Annotated in this window: 16 protein-coding genes; 4 read left to right on the forward strand and 12 right to left on the reverse strand. The window is 63.2% G+C overall.

Features of this window, described 5'->3' with window-relative positions:
• Positions 1-29: 29 nt before the first annotated feature.
• The 3 genes from AC0L3X_RS26385 to AC0L3X_RS26395 form a co-directional block, all read right to left on the reverse strand.
• A complete protein-coding gene (locus AC0L3X_RS26385; RefSeq protein WP_063986500.1) occupies positions 30-866 on the reverse strand; it encodes a bifunctional allantoicase/(S)-ureidoglycine aminohydrolase in 837 nt (278 codons plus the stop codon).
• 62 nt (positions 867-928) lie between these two features.
• The gene (locus AC0L3X_RS26390) at positions 929-1,438 is read right to left on the reverse strand and encodes an ureidoglycolate lyase (protein WP_063986501.1); all 510 of its coding nucleotides are present in this window, start codon (positions 1,436-1,438) and stop codon (positions 929-931) included.
• Between the two features lie 27 nt (positions 1,439-1,465).
• Positions 1,466-2,797 carry a C4-dicarboxylate transporter DctA gene (locus tag AC0L3X_RS26395; RefSeq protein WP_063984202.1) on the reverse strand — a complete coding sequence of 444 codons (1,332 nt, stop codon included), beginning with the start codon at positions 2,795-2,797 and terminating at the stop codon, positions 1,466-1,468.
• Positions 2,798-3,022: 225 nt separating this feature from the next.
• Between AC0L3X_RS26395 and AC0L3X_RS26400 the strand changes: the two genes are divergently transcribed.
• Positions 3,023-3,928, forward strand: coding sequence for a LysR substrate-binding domain-containing protein (locus AC0L3X_RS26400; RefSeq protein WP_063984203.1), 906 nt, complete (start codon positions 3,023-3,025; stop codon positions 3,926-3,928).
• Positions 3,929-4,106: 178 nt separating this feature from the next.
• Here the strand turns inward: AC0L3X_RS26400 and AC0L3X_RS26405 are convergent, their stop codons facing one another.
• On the reverse strand, positions 4,107-4,988 hold the full coding sequence (locus AC0L3X_RS26405) for a LysR substrate-binding domain-containing protein (protein WP_063984204.1): 882 nt from the start codon (positions 4,986-4,988) through the stop codon (positions 4,107-4,109).
• Between the two features lie 181 nt (positions 4,989-5,169).
• On the opposite strand from AC0L3X_RS26405, the gene AC0L3X_RS26410 reads away from it, so the two are divergent.
• Positions 5,170-5,538 carry a nuclear transport factor 2 family protein gene (locus tag AC0L3X_RS26410; protein WP_063984205.1) on the forward strand — a complete coding sequence of 123 codons (369 nt, stop codon included), beginning with the start codon at positions 5,170-5,172 and terminating at the stop codon, positions 5,536-5,538.
• Positions 5,539-5,589: 51 nt separating this feature from the next.
• Positions 5,590-6,399 carry an MBL fold metallo-hydrolase gene (locus AC0L3X_RS26415; RefSeq protein WP_063986502.1) on the forward strand — a complete coding sequence of 270 codons (810 nt, stop codon included), beginning with the start codon at positions 5,590-5,592 and terminating at the stop codon, positions 6,397-6,399.
• 50 nt (positions 6,400-6,449) lie between these two features.
• On the opposite strand, the gene AC0L3X_RS26420 is transcribed toward AC0L3X_RS26415, so the two are convergent.
• Genes AC0L3X_RS26420 through AC0L3X_RS26430 form a run of 3 tightly spaced genes read right to left on the reverse strand, consistent with a single transcriptional unit; the run spans position 6,450 to position 10,413 of the window.
• Complete coding sequence (locus AC0L3X_RS26420; protein WP_063984206.1) at positions 6,450-6,881, reverse strand: RidA family protein; 432 nt, start codon at positions 6,879-6,881, stop codon at positions 6,450-6,452.
• Between the two features lie 18 nt (positions 6,882-6,899).
• Positions 6,900-8,078 (reverse strand): acyl-CoA dehydrogenase family protein, encoded by a 1,179-nt coding sequence (locus AC0L3X_RS26425; protein WP_063984207.1) that lies wholly within the window; start codon positions 8,076-8,078, stop codon positions 6,900-6,902.
• A gap of 16 nt (positions 8,079-8,094) precedes the next feature.
• Complete coding sequence (locus tag AC0L3X_RS26430; protein ID WP_063984208.1) at positions 8,095-10,413, reverse strand: bifunctional salicylyl-CoA 5-hydroxylase/oxidoreductase; 2,319 nt, start codon at positions 10,411-10,413, stop codon at positions 8,095-8,097.
• A 290-nt stretch (positions 10,414-10,703) separates the two neighbouring features.
• Here AC0L3X_RS26430 and AC0L3X_RS26435 point away from each other — a divergent pair, with 290 nt between their 5' ends.
• Positions 10,704-11,207, forward strand: coding sequence for a MarR family winged helix-turn-helix transcriptional regulator (locus AC0L3X_RS26435; RefSeq protein ID WP_028149405.1), 504 nt, complete (start codon positions 10,704-10,706; stop codon positions 11,205-11,207).
• 12 nt (positions 11,208-11,219) lie between these two features.
• On the opposite strand, the gene AC0L3X_RS26440 is transcribed toward AC0L3X_RS26435, so the two are convergent.
• The 5 genes from AC0L3X_RS26440 to AC0L3X_RS26460 are packed head-to-tail and all read right to left on the reverse strand — an operon-like array spanning position 11,220 to position 17,338.
• Positions 11,220-12,881 (reverse strand): ATP-dependent acyl-CoA ligase, encoded by a 1,662-nt coding sequence (locus AC0L3X_RS26440; protein ID WP_354102031.1) that lies wholly within the window; start codon positions 12,879-12,881, stop codon positions 11,220-11,222.
• A 9-nt stretch (positions 12,882-12,890) separates the two neighbouring features.
• The gene (locus tag AC0L3X_RS26445) at positions 12,891-14,048 is read right to left on the reverse strand and encodes an ABC transporter substrate-binding protein (RefSeq protein WP_063984210.1); all 1,158 of its coding nucleotides are present in this window, start codon (positions 14,046-14,048) and stop codon (positions 12,891-12,893) included.
• Between the two features lie 56 nt (positions 14,049-14,104).
• Entirely contained in the window at positions 14,105-14,887 is a 783-nt protein-coding gene (locus AC0L3X_RS26450; protein WP_063984211.1) for a cyclase family protein, read from the reverse strand.
• A 34-nt stretch (positions 14,888-14,921) separates the two neighbouring features.
• Positions 14,922-16,163 carry an SDR family NAD(P)-dependent oxidoreductase gene (locus tag AC0L3X_RS26455; RefSeq protein ID WP_084795214.1) on the reverse strand — a complete coding sequence of 414 codons (1,242 nt, stop codon included), beginning with the start codon at positions 16,161-16,163 and terminating at the stop codon, positions 14,922-14,924.
• Positions 16,160-17,338, reverse strand: coding sequence for a thiolase family protein (locus AC0L3X_RS26460; RefSeq protein ID WP_063986504.1), 1,179 nt, complete (start codon positions 17,336-17,338; stop codon positions 16,160-16,162). Before AC0L3X_RS26460 ends, AC0L3X_RS26455 begins: the two co-directional genes overlap by 4 nt.
• Positions 17,339-17,357: the final 19 nt, after the last annotated feature.

A 17,357-nucleotide genomic window follows, 5' to 3' on the forward strand; every position in this document is an offset into this window, starting at 1 on the left:
GCGATAGCTCGCCAAAAAGCGCCTCCAACTTACGCTGCCGTGAAGGGCCGCAGATCCATGTGCCGGTTGACATCCTTATAGAGGAGATAACGGAACCGACCTGGGCCCCCGGCGTAGCACGCCTGCGGACAGAACGCCCGCAGCCACATAAAATCTCCTGCCTCGACCTCGACCCAGTCCTGGTTGAGCCGGTAGACGGCCTTGCCCTCCAAAACGTAAAGACCGTGCTCCATGACATGGGTCTCTGTGAAGGGAATAGATGCGCCCGGCTCGAACGTGACAATATTGATGTGCATGTCATATCGGATATCGGCCGGATCGATGAAGCGTGTGGTCCTCCATCTCCCATCCGTATCTGGCATTAGCGTCGGTGCGACCGAGTCCTCGTTGGTCACGATGACGTCGGGGTGAGCAAGCCCCGGTACGCCCTGATATAGCTTGCGGATCCAATGAAAATGAGCGGGGCTCGAGCTGCGATTGCGAATGCTCCAGCCGCGGCCGGGTGGAAGATAGGCAAAGCCCCCGGGTCGCAGCTCCCGCTCCTTGTCCGCCACCTCGAGGCTCAATTTGCCACCCGCGACGAACAGCGCGCCTTCGGCATCCTTGTCCGGCTCCGGCAGCTCACTTCCCCCACCCGGTGCCACCTCCATAAGATAATGGGAAAATGTCTCGGCGAATCCGGAGAGCGGTCGCGCCAGCACCCAGACACGCGTGTTATCCCAATGCGGTAGATGGCTGACGACGATATCGCGCTGCACACCGCCGGGTATGACCGCATATGCGTTCGTGAAGACCGCCCGGCCGCTCAAGAGCTCCGTCTGGGCCGGATGGCCGCCCTGCGGCACGTGATAGGTTTGCGATCGCATGGTCGTGGCCTCCGATAGGTTTCCCGTGTGGTATGTCATTGCGCGGCTCTGCTTGCCGCACGTCATTTCCCGAGAATGCTGTCCGGCGCAAAATCGAGCTGCACCATCTCTTCCAGCCAATATTCCTCAAGATTGTCGCCCCCGCCCTTCCGGTCGACGACGAAGAACGGACTGGAGTCTTCCAGAACAAGCAGCGGATGGTGCCAGCAGTTGCGGGCATAGTTTACGCCCTGGTATCCCGTTGCAGCGAAGGCCCGATAGGTCGAGGCGATATGCGGATCCGTGCAGACGACGATCAGCCAGTCCTTGCGGTTCAAGGGCATGAACAATTGACTTCCAAGCGGATGGCGCTCCATCAGCCGGATCGCGATCGGCGCAGGCCGGGTGGAGGCGACAAACCAACTGATGTTGATCTGTCCGCCTTCCGCGGTGACGTCGATCGTGGCGAGATCGTTGAAGCGCCGGGCAAAGCCTTCGTTGATCGGCAGGGGCGTCAACCCATCCGTATCGACGACCTCGCCAAACGGCGCAAATGCCTTCCTCGTTAGACGCTCAATCGAAAGCGTCAGCATCGCCATATTCCAACCAACACTCGCGTTTCACGCCGTCTGTGCACTCGGGACGGGCTCATCTCCGCCGACGGCATCGACCAGCCCCTCACTTGAGGGATCAATCTCGCCGTTCAGGATACGATGCGCCTTTGCCCTGTCGATGTCGCCTTCCCAGGACGCGACGACGACGGTGGCAACGCAGTTTCCGACATAATTGCCGAGGGCGCGGGCAATGCCGATGAACCAGTCGACCGACAGGATGAGCACAAGGCCAATCGCCGGAATGGCCGGGATAGCGGCAAGCGTCGCGGCGAGCACGACGATGGCCGAGCCCGGAACGCCGTGCGCGCCCTTCGAGGTGAGCAACGCGATGCCAAGGATGGCGAGGAGATCGCCTGTCGCAAGCGGCGTGTTGGTCGCCTGTGCGATGAAGACTGCGGCCAGCGTCAAGTAGATGGAGAACGCGTCCAGATTGAACGAGTATCCGGTCGGTATAACGAGACCAACCGTCGACCGCTTGATGCCGAGCTGCTCGAGCTTTCGCATGGTTTGCGGCAGAACGCTGTCACCTGCGGCGGTGCCGAGAACGATCATCAACTCTTCGCGCAAGTAGGCGAGCAACTTGAACAGGCTGAAGCCGGACAGTCGCATGATCGCGCCGAGCACCACGATCACAAACAGGACCACGGCCAGATAGAACAGGCCGACGAGCCCGCCGAGTTGCTTGAGCGAACCAACACCGTACTTCCCGACCGTGAAGGCGATGGCACCGAAGACGCCGATCGGCGCGAGCCGGACGACGAAATTCATCATCTTGAAGATGATCTCGTTCACGCGCTCGATGAACTCGACGACCGGCTTCGCTCGCTCGCCGCACAAGGACACGGCGCAGCCGAACATGATCGAGACGATCAGCACCTGCAGGACGTCGCCGGAGCTGAAGGCCCCCACAATCGTCGAGGGGATGAGCTTCATCAGGAATTCGGAGACGCCGCCTCCCGCGACCTGAGCCGCGGTTTGGCTGAACCCGCTAAGGGCCTTGGCGTCGAGCGTCTTCGGGTCGATGTTCATTCCTGCGCCCGGCTCGAAATAGTAGGCAAGCCCAATGCCGAACACCAGTGCGACGGTGGTGACGATCTCGAAATACAGGAGAGAGCGGATGCCGACCCTTCCAACCTTCGACAGGTCTCCCGCCGCGGCGATACCGTGCACGACGACGCAGAACACGATCACAGGCACCAGCATCTTGATCAGCTTGATGAAGCCGTCGCCGAGCGGCTTCATCTGAAGGGCGAGGTCGGGATTAGCCATGCCGAGGGCGATGCCCAGCATGAGCGCAATGACGACCTGGAAGAAGAGTGACTTGAAGATCTTGGGCACGGCTTTTCCTCGCTTGGCTGGTCTTCGACTGACGCGGCTTGGTGGGCCTTCAGGCCTCCGCCTATCTTGTTGTTTGATGGTGACGTGTCGTCGTACGCACAATGGAGCGCGCTTGCCCGTGATCGCGGACCGCGCCCGGCTCGCAGAGGGCTCCGTCGGGCATTCGTTGACCATCGCGGATCTCAAGTCCAATATATAGAACGACACGATTGATAGGTTTTCCAAATGGATCTCCGCCAGCTCCGATATTTCATCGCCGTCGCCGAAGAGCGCAGCTTCACCCTCGCCGCTCGGCGACTGAACCTTTCCCAACCACCGCTGAGCCAGCACATCCAGACGCTGGAGGCCGAGCTCAAGACGCAGCTTCTCCACAGGACCAGCCGAAGGGTCGAACTGACTAAGGCCGGTGAAGCCCTGCTGGGCAGAGGTCGCGCCATTCTCCAGCAGATCAAGCTCGCGGAAGACGAAGTTCAGTCGATCGGCGCCGGCCTTATCGGCACGCTTGACGTTGGTGCGACCGGCTCCATCTTGCGCGGTCGGCTGGCGGAACTGCTTGCCGCCTACCGAAAGGTTGCTCCATCGGTGAAAACCACGGTGCATGAGCAGGCGCCTGCATTGCAGATCGCAGCACTCCTCAACCGCACGACCAACATTTGTCTTATTCGCAGCGTTCCGACCGAACACGGCCTGACCAGCAAGCTTGCTTGGCGGGAAGAGGTGGTCCTCGCACTGCCGCACGCGCACCCGTTGGCCGGGCGCAAGCGCGTTGCGCTTAGCGAACTAGCATCGGAGGATCACATCGTCCTCGACCCCAATAGCTCGGAGTTCGCACGCTACATCCAGAAATGCTGTGTCGATGCCGGCTTTTTGCCGCGGGTATCCCAGCAGGTCGTCGACGCCCAGTCGATTCCGAGCCTGATCGTGGCGGGCTTCGGCGTGGCACTGGTGCCGCAGTCCATTGCGCGCTTCACGACAGCCGACATTGTATTCCGGCCCATCAGACCCTCACCACCCTCGGCCGATGTGTTTTTGGTGTTCCGAGAGGATGAGACGTCGATGGTCGTGCGCAATTTCATCAAATTGGCCGTTCGGTACCTAAGCCACCGCAAAAGCCCGAGGCAAGCCTCCTAAAAGAGCACGACGGTCGTCGTCGCCATCGGCGGTCGGGTCTGGGTGGCTTCCGGACATCCCGGCGTTGAACGCTCGACGGATTGTCGACTGCTGCATCGCGACCCACGCGGGCCCTGATGGCGTTCGGATTCGATTTCAGCGACGGTGCCACCATACAGTTCGTCGCGTCGAATTGTGGTTAAGAGGCTCGCAGCACGTTCGTCAATGCAGACAGCGCAGCCGGCTGATGCTGACGACTGGGGTAATACATGAAGAAGCCGGGAATTGGCGGCGTCCAATCTTCCAGCACACGGATAAGGCGACGTTTCGCAACATGCTCTGCGACCTGCTCTTCAAATGCGAGCCCCAGGCCGGCGCCAGCGAGTGCCGCCTGAATCACCAGGTGGGTATCATCGATGATGAGCGGGCCATTCACGCCGACCGTGACCGCCTTCCGTCCCTTCTCGAATTCCCACCTGTATGGACCGCCCGGAAGACGCAGGCTTATGCATCGATGGTCATTTAGATCCTTGGGTTTCCGGGGAATGCTTCGTGATGAAAAATAGCCGGGCGATCCGACCACCGCCAATCTCAACTCCTGGGTGACCCGCACCGCGATCATGTCTTTCTGAATGTACTCGCCAAGTTGAATACCGGCGTCGAACTCACCCGCAACGAGGTCGACGGGGCCAGTGACGGTAACAACGTCAAGAACGATGTCGGGGTAAGCTTCCGCGAATGCCGTGAGCCGCGGCAACAATACCATCACGGCAGCCGACCGGGACATGACAATCCGAAGGCGGCCTGCCGGCCGGTGCCGAACGTTTCGGGCCTCGTTGATGGCACGAGCAATCTGCTCAAGTGCCGGAGACAATTCTTTCAAAAGAGCTGCGCCTGCGGCGGTTGGTGCGACGCTCTTGGTCGTTCGAGCAAGAAGCTGCAGCTCGAGCCGTTGCTCAAGTCCCCGGATTGTGTGGCTCAGGGCAGACTGAGACACACCGATCTTTGCCGCAGCCCGCGTAAAGCTCCGTTCTCTGGCGACGATTGCAAACGTAGCGAGTTCGTTCAGTTCGTTTCTCATGGTTTATGAATATTCCTCATAAGCCCAAGTTGTCCAGCACGCCTATCCTCATAAGCTACTTTGTCCTAGGTTCGGTCAGCAAGGAAGACTTGAGGCAACCTTCTGCAGGTTTCGGCCGGAGACCACGCTTTCCAGCCACGCGCAGCTTCTTCCCATTCCCAAGCTGATGGATAACAGGCCTATGGATACCGATGCTCGTGCCTTGCGCTCCCTGGCGCAGACCTATTTCGACAGTGCCTATGAAATGGATGCTGACAAATTCGCGTCTATATTTCATCCCTCGAGTTCCGTGACCAAGGTCGGCGACGATGGCAACGTGAGCGTGACGCCAATTGCGACGTGGCTGGCAGCTGTCCGTAATTTGAAAGCTCCGAAGCAACAGGGCCTGGAGCGCCAGGATCAGATCCTCTCGATTGACGTTGAAGGAGAGCTCGCGCTTCTGAAGCTGAAATTGCAAATTCCGCCGCGCTACTTCACCGACATGCTGTCGTGCTTGAAGGTCGACGGAACCTGGAAGATCGCTCAGAAAGTGATGACTTCGAAACTCTGACGGTTTCGGTACCGTTTTGAGAAAGTGAATCAAACGCTTGTCAGGTTGTCCGTGAAAGCTCTGTCACAAAGCGCCAACACCTTGGGCTGCGCTTCGGGATCATGGAGGATTTGGTCACTCTCTGATGGATATGTCGACCTGCCCGCCGAATCCCTCAAATATCCAAACGACAAAGTAGGCAGGCAGACCGAACCGCCTCAGCGGGACGCTTCGCTGGTTCGATTATCGGTCAACTGCTTCCTATTCGATCGCTCTGGCATGGATCGCGTCTTGATCGATTGTGGAGCGGGCGCGAGTTGGGACCCGTCCATGGGTCACCTCGCGGAGGCGATGGCGGAGGCAGGCATCGACACGTCATCGATCACGATGATCGCCCTCACTCATGCTCATGGCGACCACGTCAATGGTCTCCTGATGCCCGACGGTCGACGCGCGTTTAACGGCCTGAGGAAGATCGTGATAGGGGCAGACGCCGTCGAGGAGTTTCTTGCCGAGCCAGTGCTGGAGCAGTTTCGTTCGCTCCTTGCCCCCGTTAACGGTGGAGATCGGCTGGCCGATCATTTACTGGCGGTGGATATACCTGGGCACGCTCGGGGCCATATGGGTTATCTCCTCAACACTGACGAGGACGATGTCTTGTTCTGCGGCGACCTTATCCACGTTCCCGTCGCACAGTTTGCCCGTCCCGAGCTTACCTGGGCCTATGACGATGACGAAGCCGTGGCGAGGGCTACCCGGATCAGGTTGCTCCGGGACGCAGCAAATGCGCAGACGTGGCTGGCCGGCACTCATTTAGGTCGACCAGGCATCGGCAGAGTGGTCGAAGACGCGAAAGGATATGCGTTCATTCCGGTCGCGTAGCGGCCCATGAGCCCGCGCGACGGGCGGCAGCACCTTCGCGCACGCCCTCGTCAGCGCGGGACGACGGCAGTCGCTTCGATCTCGACGCGCGCCGATGGCTCGACGAGGCGCACCACCTGCACGAGCGCCATACTGGGGTAATGGGTGCCGACCACCTCGCGGTAGGCCTTGCCGAGCGCCTTCAGATTCGTGGTGTATTCATCCATGTCGACGACATACCATGTCAGGCGCACAAGATGGTCCGGCCGGGCGCCGCCTTCCGCCAGGATCGCAACGATGTTTTCGAGCGTCTGCCGAACCTGCGCGACAAACCCGTCGGCGAACCGACCTGCGATATCCCAGCCGACGACACCACCCGTCACAACGAGACGTCCATCGGCCATGATGCCGTTGGCATATCCCTTCGGCTGCGGCCAGCCACCGGGCTGAAGCACTTGCAGGCCGCTCGTCGCGGCGGCTTCTGATTTCATCATCGTACTCATGCGGAGTTCTCAATCCTCTCAGCGCGGCTTCAGGAGATCGCGCGCGACAATCAGTTTCTGGACCTCGGTCGCGCCCTCGTAGATGCGCAGCGCGCGGATTTCGCGGTAGAGGCTTTCGACGATCTCACCCTTGCGCACGCCGCGGCCGCCGAACATCTGGACGGCGCGGTCGATGACACGCTGCGCGGTCTCGGTTGCCGTCAGCTTCGCCATGGCAGCTTCGCGCGTCGTCGGAAGCTTCTGGACGTCGCGTCGCCAGGCCGCGCGGTAGGTCAGGAGCGCGGCGGCGTCAGTCTCCGTCGCCATGTCGCCGAGCGCGGCCTGGGTCAGCTGGAGATCTCCCAGCGTCGCACCGAACATGTGCCGGCTGCGCGCATGCGACAGCGCTTCGTCCAGTGCACGACGGGCAAAGCCGAGGGCTGCGGCTGCGACAGACGCCCGGAAGATATCGAGGGTCTGCATCGCGAGCTTGAACCCACCGCCCGGCGCGCCGAGGCGACGGCTCGCCGGAATCCGGCAATTGGTGAAGCGCAGCGTCGCCAGCGGATGCGGCGCGATGACGTCGATGCGGTCGGCGATGCCGAAGCCGGGATCATCCGGGAATACGACAAAGGCCGAGATGCCGCGGGCACCCGGCGCCTCGCCCGTTCGCGCAAACAGCGTGTAGACGTCTGCAATACCGCCGTTGGAGATCCAGGTCTTCTCGCCATCGATGACGTAGTCATTGCCGTCGGCCCGCGCCGTGCAAGACATCGCCGCGACGTCCGATCCTGCCTCCTTCTCGGACAGCGCGAAGGCCGCCAGCCATTCGCCGGCGCGAACTTTCGGCAGCACGGCCTTGCGCAGGTCCGCCGAGCCGCCGAGCGCGATCGCGCCGGAGCCGAGCCCCTGCATGGCGAAGGCGAAATCGGCGAGGCCATCGGCATAGGCAAGCGACTCCCGCGACAGGCAGATCGAGCGGGAATCGATCGTCGTCGCATCGCCGTCGGGCGCCGCTACGGCGCAATCGAGCACCCCCGCCTCGCCCATCGCGCGCACCAGCTTGCGGCAGGCGACATCGACATCATTGTGATCGATTGTGTCGAGAGCCCCCGACTGCACGAAGCGATCGAGCGCCTCGCCGACCGCATGATGGCGCGGCTCGAAAAACGGCCAGTCGAGCCATTCGCGCCGGATCACTTTCGCCGTGGAGCTCATCTGATCCCTCCTCCGCTCATTGCGCGCTAGCTGCCGCCGCGCGCGCCAGATTGGTTTCATATTGTCCCTTGGCGGACAGATACTGCTTCGGCCACTCGACCTTGGTGATGCCGATGCGCGCGGCTTCGTGCAGCGTCCAGGCCGGGTCGGCGAGATGCGGCCGCGCGATGGCGCAGAGGTCCGCGCGGCCGGCCGCGAGAATCGAATTGGCGTGATCGGCCTCGGAGATCGCACCGACTGCGATGGTCTCAATGCCGACCTCGTTGCGGATCAGGTCGGCGAACGGCGTCTGGAACAGGCGTCCATAGATCGGCCGCTCGTCCTTCCAGACCTGCCCCGACGAACAATCGATCAGGTCCGCCCCGGCCTCCTTGAACATCGCAGCGAAGACCGCCGCATCGGCCGGAATGTTACCGCCGTCGGTCCAATCATGGCAGGACAGGCGCACCGACATCGGCCGGTCGGACGGCCACACCGCGCGCATCGCCTTGAACACCTCCAGCGGAAAGCGCGCGCGGTTTTCATGGCTGCCGCCGTATTCGTCCGTGCGCCGGTTGGTCAGCGGCGAGAGGAAGCTCGACAGCAGATAACCGTGCGCGCAATGGAGTTCGAGCCACTCGACGCCGGCGGCAGCGGCACGACCTGTTGCCGCGACAAAATCGTCACGCACGCGGTCCATGTCGCTGCGGTCCATCGTCCGCGGCATCTGGCTGTGCGGCAGATACGGCAAGGCCGACGCGGAGATCAGGGGCCATTCGCCGGATTCAAGGGGTTGATCGATCCCTTCCCAGGGCACCCTGGTCGCACCCTTGCGGCCGGCGTGGCCGAGCTGAATCCCCACCTTGGCATGCCCGACGCCATGGACGAGTTCGACCAAGCGGCGCCACTGCGCCGCCTGCGCATCGTTCCAGAGCCCGAGGCAGCCCGGCGTGATCCGCGCATCGGGCGAGACGCAGGTCATCTCAGCGAAGACCAGCGCGGCGCCGCCCATGGCGCGCGCGCCGAGATGGGCGATGTGGAAGTCGTCGATGAGTCCGTCCTGTGCCGAATACATCGCCATCGGCGAAACCATGATGCGGTTCGCAAGCGAAAGGCCGCGCACGCGGTGTGGCGTCAGCATCGGTGGCGGCACCCGCTCGCCGTCCTTGACCGCGATCCCTGAGCGTTCGGCGAACCAGCGCTCAAAGCCTTCCAGCCAGGAGCGGTCGCGCAGGCGAAGGTTTTCGTGGCTGATGCGCTGCGAGCGCGTCAGCATCGAATAGAAGAACTGCGGCGGCTCGAGCGTATCGGCATAGCGGTGGCCGACCACCTCGAACCATTCCATGGCGTTGCGCGCCGCATTCTGGATGCGCGCCACGTCGACGCGGCGCACCTCCTCGTACGCGTCCAGCACGGTTTCGATGCCGGCGCGACCGTGACCATGGCGATCGAACTGGTTGGCAAGCTCGATGGCGTCGTCGAGCGCGAGCTTGGTGCCCGAGCCGATCGCGAAATGCGCGGTATGCGCGGCGTCCCCCATCAGCACGACATGAGACTTGCCGTTGAACACGCTCCATTTGCCGCAGATCAGGCGGCTGAAATTGAGCCAGGCCGAGCCGCGCAGATGGCGCGCATTGGTCAGGAGCTTCGCGCCGTCGAGAGTCTCGGCGAAGATTTTTTCGCAGAACTCGATCGAGGCCTGCTGATCGAGCTCGCCAAGCCCGTGGGCGTTGTAGGCTTCTTCCGTGGTCTCAACGATGAAGGTCGAGGTCTCCGCATCAAACTTGTAGATGTGCGCCTGGAACCAGCCGTGCTCGGTCTTCTGAAAATCAAATGTAAAGGCGTCGAACGCCTTCTTGGTGCCGAGCCAGATGAAGCGGTTGGGCCGGATCACCATGTCGGGCTGGAACTGCTCGGCATAGCGAGCGCGGATCCTGGAATTGACGCCGTCACAGGCGACGATCAGGTCGGCGTCGGGGTATTCGAGATCGGATTCGACCTCGCGCTCGAAGACGAGCTCGACACCCAGCGCTTCACAGCGCCGCTGAAGAATATTGAGCAGATGCTTGCGCCCGATACCGATGAAGCCATGGCCCGTCGTGCGCTGGCGCGTCCCCTTGAAGACGAGCTCGATGTCGTCCCAGTGATTGAAGGCGTCCTCGATCTCGGCCGCGCTCTCGGGGTCGGCAAGGCGCATCGCGGACATCATGGCATCCGAGAACACGACGCCCCAGCCGAACGTATCGTAGGGCTTGTTGCGCTCGACGACCGTGATGACATGCTCCGGGTGCCGGCGCTTCATCAGCAGGCCCAGATAGAGACCGGCCGGGCCGCCGCCGATACAGACTATGCGCATGATCCCTCGCTTTCGCGCGTCGCGCCGTGTGCCGAGCTTTCACCCAAATTATTTTAAGCATAAAATATTTCCTCGGCGCGCGTCTTGTCAAGGCGGTTCTGCAAAGACCCGGCCCACGGGCTGGTCTCCGCGGCGTCGATCTGGAGATTCAGTGTAAATTGGACACACGGCAGCGCCGACTCCGAGCCGCTCGGGCGCAGCCTTGAATTTACTTTTGGCACGAACTATCTTGCCAATGACCACGACAGCTGCGCCGGCTTTCGTCAGGCCACCAAGCCCGGGAGATTCGATTGGCACTCGCGAAGGAGTCCACGCCTGTTTCAAAGAATGGGGCGGATCAGGACGCCGAGTACAGGGCTCAAACGCGGGTCTGGCTCCGGCTGCTCGCCTGCACGACCCTGATCGAAGGCGAGTTGCGGCGCCGGTTTCGCGAAGAGTTCGATTTCACGATGCCCCGCTTCGATGTTCTGGCCCAGCTCGACCGCGAACCGAGCGGGCTTGTGCTGGGAGAATTGCCCAAGCGCCTGATGGTCTCGGCCGGGAACCTCACGCCGATCGTGGACCGCCTGGTCGAGGACGGATACATCACGCGCACGCCCTCGAACCTCGACCGCCGCGTGCAGATTGTCTGCATGACGGTCGAAGGCCGCAAGACCTTCAGACGGATGGCCAAGAGCCACGGCGCGTGGCTTGCCGAGCTGCTGGCGGATTTCCCGGCCGACCGGTTCGACGGATTGATCGGCGAGCTCGACGACCTCAAGGGGGCCGTCAGGGACGCCCTGCAAAAACCTTGAGCGGACCGACAGTCAGCGCCGCACCTTCACTCCGGCCGCCTCGCGATCCCAAGTATCCGTGGTGATGCCCGCCTCGCGCAGCACGCCCTTCTTGATCTTGCCGTTCTCAGTCAACGGTATCTGGCTCAGAATGCGCACATAGCGCGGGATGGCGAAATAGGCGATCTGCCCTTCGCAATGCCTGACGATGTCGATGGGCTCCAGCGATTGGCCCGGCTCGAGCAGGATCGCAGCCGCAACCTCGTCCTCGCCCAGCTCCGACGGCAGCGGGTAGATCGCGCAGGCGGCGACCGCGGGATGGGACTGGATGGTCTGCTCGACCTCCCATGAGGATACGTTCTCGCCACGCCTGCGGATCGAATCCTTCATGCGATCGATGAAGCGGTAGTGTCCGTCAGCATCTCGAACGACCCGATCGCCCGAATGGAACCACAGATTTCGCCAGGCCTCGACCGTCTTCTCCGGCATGCCGAAATAGCCGGTGGCGAAAGCAAAGGGTTCTCCGGCGCGAAGCACGAGTTCGCCGGCCTGCCCGTCAGGAAGCGCTGAATCATTCTCATCGACGATCCGCGCCTCGATTCCGTCGGCCAGATAGCCCATCGTTCCCGGACGATCCGACGGGATCGTGCCCGCGAACACGAAGTTGGTCTCGGTCGACCCGTAGCCGTCAACCAGCGGCACGCCAAACCGCTCGAGGAACGGACCGTGGATTTGCGGCGGCACGCCGCCGCCAAGCGCAACGCGAAGACGATGCGCCTTGTCGTTCGCATTCTTCGGCTGCGCCAGCAGCATCGACGCCATCGCGCCGGGCAGATAGCCGACCGTCGCATTGTGCCGTTGCGCGGCCGCCCAGAATCCGGACGCGGAGAATTTCGGCTCCAGCACGTAGGTGCAGCCGTTCAGGAGCGCCTGATAGAATGCATTGAGCGCGTTGGTGTGGAACAGCGGCAGTGTCGTGAACAGTACATCGCCCTCGCGGATGCCAAGTGCCCGCGCCGAATAAATGCCCCACCAGAACAGCTGCGCCTGCGGACAGCACACGCCCTTCGCTGGCCCGGTCGTGCCCGACGTGTAGAGGATCGCAACGGTGTCGCCGGGACGCACGGCACCCGCCGGGGCCGCGGCTCCCAGCGCCGGCAACGGTACCGCGGAAAGCCTGGCGTCGACTGCACCGGCGGCAGCTCCGACGATCCAGGTGCGAGGTGGCAGGTCGACACCCGCCTCGACACTCTCGATCGCGTCGACGAACTGAGCCTCGACGACGAGGAGCGCGGGACGCGAGTTGCGGAAGATGTGGGAGAGCTGGAAGCCGCGCAGCGCGGTATTGATCGGGACCGCGATGGCACCAAGCCACGCGCAGCCGAGATAGACCTGCAGGAACTCCGGACGGTTCGAACACATCAACGCAACCCGATCGCCCGGCCTAATCCCGGCATCCACGAGCGTCTGAGCCGACGCGGCCGCGATCGCCGCGGTCTGCGCAAAGCTCCAGCGCGTCTCACCAGCGACGAGCAGCACGCGCTCGCCGTAGCGCTCGGCCTGCCGGGTGAGGATCGTTGAGAGGATGCGGTCCGACGGCGGAAACGACGTCACTGCACACGCCCAGGCCGGCGTCACGTTCTCCCGGCCGACCGCGTCGCTGACGTTCACCGGCGCGTTCTCCGTCACGATCATGCTCCCGTCTCAGGGCAACAGCTTGTATTTGCCGTTCTCAATCTGGACCATGACGCGCGAGCGATCGTCGACGCCATGCCGATCCGCCGGCGTATAGGTGTAGACGCCCTGCGTCCCGACGACCTCCTTGGTCGTGAACAGCGCCTGACGAAGCGCGGTGCGGAATTCCGGCGTGCCGGGCTTGGCACCGGTTGCCATCGCGCGTTTGGCGGCATCGGCGAAGACGAGCCAGCCGTCGAAGGAATAGGACGAGAATGAATCCGTCGGCGCCTCGCCGTTCGCCTTCTCGAAGGCAGAGCGGAAATCCAGGGCCACCTTCTGGATCGGATTGCCGGACGGGAGCTGCTCCGCCGCGGTCACGGGTCCAGTCGGGCAGATGATGCCGTTGGCGGCCTTGCCGGCGAGACGCAGGAAATCGGCGCTGATCAGCCCATGATTGCCGTATAGCGGCCCTTTATATCCGCGCTCGGACAAGGCGATGACCGGCAGCGCGCCGGGCGTTCCAGTGCCGCCGAGCATGATGGCGTCGGGACGTGCGGCGAGTGCGCGCAGCACCTGAGCCGTCACCGAAGAATCCGATCTGGCGTAGCGTTCGTTGGCAATGATCTTGATGTCGGTCGTCTTCACACTCTGCTCGAGCGAGTTGTACATGAGGTCGCCGAACGCATCGGAGAAGCCGATGAAGGCGACCGTCTTCAGGCCCTTCGCCTTCATGTGGTCGACGATGCCTTGCACGAGAAGCGGCGTCGGTTGCGGCGTCTGGACGACCCAGGGGCCGCCGTCGCCCGGCGGCACCGGCGCGATCGGCGATACCGCGATCATCGGCACTTTCATCTCGATCGCGGCGGTCGCCATCGCCAGGGTCTGCGGCGCACCCGACGTTCCGATCAGGATATCGACCTTCTCCTGCTCGACGAGCTTGCGCGCGTTGCGCGCCGAGGCGGTGGCATCGGAAGCGTCGTCGAGTTGGATGACGCGGACCTTCTCGCCGCCGATCTCACCGACATAGGCCCCTCCCGCGGCGATGCCCTTCGCATTCGGGATGCCGATCGAGGATACCGGCCCGCTGAGGCCGGTGACGAAGCCGACGAGGATCTCGGCCTGCGCAAGTTGCGGGACGGCGAGAAGCAATGCGGTGGAAGCCAGCAGGCTCTTGATCAAGTTCATGGCACCTGTCTTTCGTGAGGATGTCTGTTCCGATTGGCAAGCGCCATGGATTGGATTCAGGCTGACGCAACCAGCGCGATGACGCGAAGCGGACTGCCGGAGCCGTTCTGGATCTTCAGCGGCGAGGCCACGATGACCGCCCCGGTGGGTGGAAGCTGATCCAGGTTGCACAGGCATTGCAGGCCGTAGCGTCCGGCGCCGTGCAGGAAATGATGCGCTGGATAAGGCGGCTCGAAATGACCGGCCTGGCCCGCATCTGTACCGATGGTCTCGGTGCCGAACCCGATGACGCCGCGCTCCTCCACCAGCCACTTCATGACGGCCGCGTTGGGGCCGGGCGTATGTGCGCCGTCATCCCTGAGATTGGAGTAGTCGCGCCAGCCCTTCTTCGACCAGTCGGTCCTGAGCAGCACCCAGTTCCGCTCGGGGATCCGGCCGTGCTTTGCTTCCCAGGCCTCGACGAGCGGGACCGTCAGCAGGAAATCGGGATCCTGCGCCGCCTGCGCGGAGCAGTCGATCACGCAGGCCGGCGCGATCATGTCCTTGGTCGGCATCGTGTCGACGGCATTGTTCGGCAGGTTCTTGCCCGTGAACCAGTGGATCGGTGCGTCGAAATGCGTGCCGGTGTGTTCGCCGAACGTGACGTTGTTCCAGTACCAGGCCGGACCGCGACCATCATAACGCGAGATTTCCTGGATGCGGACCGGCGCGGCCTGGCCGAACTCCGGCGGCAGCACGATGACCGGAAAATCCGGACTGAGCGTAAATGTGAGATCGACGACGCGCACCGCGCCGGAAGAAACCGCACCCGCCAGCTCCAGGAGATTGTTGCTCTGCATCGTCACGTCCTCCGGCTTGGTTGAAATCCCGATGTCACCTGTCGAGCTCGCGCTCGAGCGCTTTTGGATTGGCCGCGAGACGTTGCCGGATCTCTTCGGCGACATCTCCGACATACATCTCCTCGAGCCCGCCTTTGAGACCCGACACGATCGCCTGCGCGATTGCGCGCGGCGCGACCTTCGGCGGCGGTACGGTCTGGAACCACTCGGTGTCGACGGGCCCGGTGAACAGATTCATCACCCTGACGCCGCCGGGCCGCAGCTCGGCGCGGAGGCAGTGCGAGAGCGACAGGCACGCCGCTTGCGAGGCCGAGTAGGCGCCAAAGGCAGGCCAGTTCGCCAGCGCATAGACCGAGAGAATGTTGACCCACGCGGCACTGTTGTTGATGCCATCGGCACCGCGCATCCGCATGGCGGGGCCAAAGGCCTGTGCGAGGTTGATGAAGCCGAGATAGGCCTGGTCGATCTCGTCGCGCGCGATGCTCGTGCCCCTGCGGTCGAGCAGGCCGCCCGGCCGCACATATTCCGTCGTGTTGACGAGGATATCGACCTTGCCGCCGATGTCGGCCGCGAGATCGGCCGCAGATTTCTCGTCGGCGGCGTCAAGGGTCACGATCTCGATTCCGTCATGGCCGCGCAGCAGCTGCTCGCCGGCGAAAGGCCGCCACGGTTCGGCAACCCCGACGAACACCGTCTTGGCGCCTGCGGCCTTCAAGGCGGCGACGGCCTCCTGACCGATCACGCTCCGACCGTTGGTCACCAGCACGCGCCGGAATTTCGGATCGGCCGTCATTTCCCGCCATTGCTTGTCGTCTGCCATGTTGGGAGTCTCCCCCTCGGGATGGGCAAAGGCCACTGCCTGGCCGCTCTTGTCGAGTTGAAACGACATGCGGACCGGTGCCCCCTCCACGCAGTCGGCATGGAGGTGCGTCACAATCGTCGGACCGCAATCCATCTTCACGAGGCCGATGCGCCAGGGCGCCCGCTCGCGGAAATAGACATCGCTCGGCACGCGCGCAGTGGTCTCGCAAAGAAGCATGCCCCGGCGCGGCGCGTCGACGAATGCGAGGCCGGCCGACAGGCAAGACGGACAGGCCTCCCGCGCCGGATAAGCAAAAGAACCGCAAGCGTCACAGCGTTGCAGCATGAAGCGGCCCTCGGCGGCTGCCCGCGTAAACCCATGCGACGTCCTGCTGCGCGGTCGCGGCGGCGAAGCAGGCAGCCGCGTCCGCAGCAGCGGGTTCTTGCGCCGGGGCGGCTTGATCGGCTCTATCATCGCGACGGCCCTGCAAAGATCGCGGCGCCCGAGGCGAGACCACGGTCATAGTTGATCATACCGAACCCCGAGGCCAAGGCGACGCTCGCGTTCCCGACCTGCGTGGGGCCTGCAGTCCCCAGAACCTGTCGAAGTCCCTCGACGAGACCGAGATAGGCGCCGGCGGCGCCGGCCTGTCCGGCCGAGAGCTGTCCGCCCGACGTGTTGTGCGGAAAGTCGCCGTCGATGGTGAGATCGTGCTGGCGCACGAACTCGGCCCCCTCCCCCTTGTTGCAGAAGCCGAGATCCTCGAACTGCATCATCGTGATGACGGGGTAATCGTCATAGGTCTGCACGATATCGAGATCGTCAGGCTTCACGCCGGCCATCGCATAGAGCTCGCCGACGTCCATTGCCCAGCCGCCGCGAACCTGCATCGGATCGTCGGCAAAGGCATTGTGCCGCTCGATCGTCGAAAGCAGCCGTGCTGCTGTCAGCCCGAGCGAAGCCGCGGTCTCGTCTCGCATCACCAGGAAGGCCTCGGCGCCGGCGCATGGCATCACGCAATCGAAGAGATGGATGGGATCCGAGATCGGCCGGGCCGCCAGATACTGCTCCATCGTCATTGGCGTCTTCATCAGCGCATGCGGGTTGCGCAGGGCATTGGCGCGCTGGGCGACGGCGATCCTGCCGACATCCTCACGCGTGACGCCAAAGGCCCGCATGTAGTTGCGGGCGATCAGCGCGAAGCTCGCATTGGCGCCACCGGCGCCATAGGGATAGACGGCATCCTGGTTGAAGCGCGAGAAGTTCTCCAGCGTCAGCCGGAAGGAATCGACGTGGTTGGTATCGCCGGCGATGCACGCCACGATGTCGGCGTCGCGCGCCTGAACCGCGCGCGCCGCTTTTCGCAAGCCTGCGATGGCGCTGGCGCCACCGAGCGGAATCGTATCCAGCCATCGCACGCAGAGCCCGAAATGCTGCGTCAGCCCGATCCCGCTGTCGGTGCCCATGGTGAAGCTGGAGACGCACAGACCGTCGATGTCGGAAGCCTTGATGCCCGCCTGCGCAACGAGCGTGCTCAGTGCCCGCCCGATCCACCACTGTGCACTCTCGATGGAGTAGCGCACATAGGGAATCGTGACGGGCGCCGCAATCACGACGCCGTCGTACGGTGTGCGCAAAGTATTGGTCACCAACCGCCCGCCTCGTTCA

The sequence above is a fragment of the Bradyrhizobium sp. MI1.7 genome (assembly GCF_055811795.1).

What these genes read in the sequence shown, in the direction of transcription:
- AC0L3X_RS26385 (WP_063986500.1), bottom strand. Translation starts at nt 866, where the DNA reads ATGCGATCGCAAACCTATCACGTGCCGCAGGGCGGCCATCCGGCCCAG.
- AC0L3X_RS26455 (WP_084795214.1), bottom strand. Translation starts at nt 16,163, where the DNA reads ATGATAGAGCCGATCAAGCCGCCCCGGCGCAAGAACCCGCTGCTGCGG.
- AC0L3X_RS26410 (WP_063984205.1), top strand. Translation starts at nt 5,170, where the DNA reads ATGGATACCGATGCTCGTGCCTTGCGCTCCCTGGCGCAGACCTATTTC.
- AC0L3X_RS26390 (WP_063986501.1), bottom strand. Translation starts at nt 1,438, where the DNA reads ATGCTGACGCTTTCGATTGAGCGTCTAACGAGGAAGGCATTTGCGCCG.
- AC0L3X_RS26445 (WP_063984210.1), bottom strand. Translation starts at nt 14,048, where the DNA reads ATGAACTTGATCAAGAGCCTGCTGGCTTCCACCGCATTGCTTCTCGCC.
- AC0L3X_RS26420 (WP_063984206.1), bottom strand. Translation starts at nt 6,881, where the DNA reads ATGAGTACGATGATGAAATCAGAAGCCGCCGCGACGAGCGGCCTGCAA.
- AC0L3X_RS26425 (WP_063984207.1), bottom strand. Translation starts at nt 8,078, where the DNA reads ATGAGCTCCACGGCGAAAGTGATCCGGCGCGAATGGCTCGACTGGCCG.
- AC0L3X_RS26450 (WP_063984211.1), bottom strand. Translation starts at nt 14,887, where the DNA reads ATGCAGAGCAACAATCTCCTGGAGCTGGCGGGTGCGGTTTCTTCCGGC.
- AC0L3X_RS26430 (WP_063984208.1), bottom strand. Translation starts at nt 10,413, where the DNA reads ATGCGCATAGTCTGTATCGGCGGCGGCCCGGCCGGTCTCTATCTGGGC.
- AC0L3X_RS26400 (WP_063984203.1), top strand. Translation starts at nt 3,023, where the DNA reads ATGGATCTCCGCCAGCTCCGATATTTCATCGCCGTCGCCGAAGAGCGC.
- AC0L3X_RS26405 (WP_063984204.1), bottom strand. Translation starts at nt 4,988, where the DNA reads ATGAGAAACGAACTGAACGAACTCGCTACGTTTGCAATCGTCGCCAGA.
- AC0L3X_RS26440 (WP_354102031.1), bottom strand. Translation starts at nt 12,881, where the DNA reads ATGATCGTGACGGAGAACGCGCCGGTGAACGTCAGCGACGCGGTCGGC.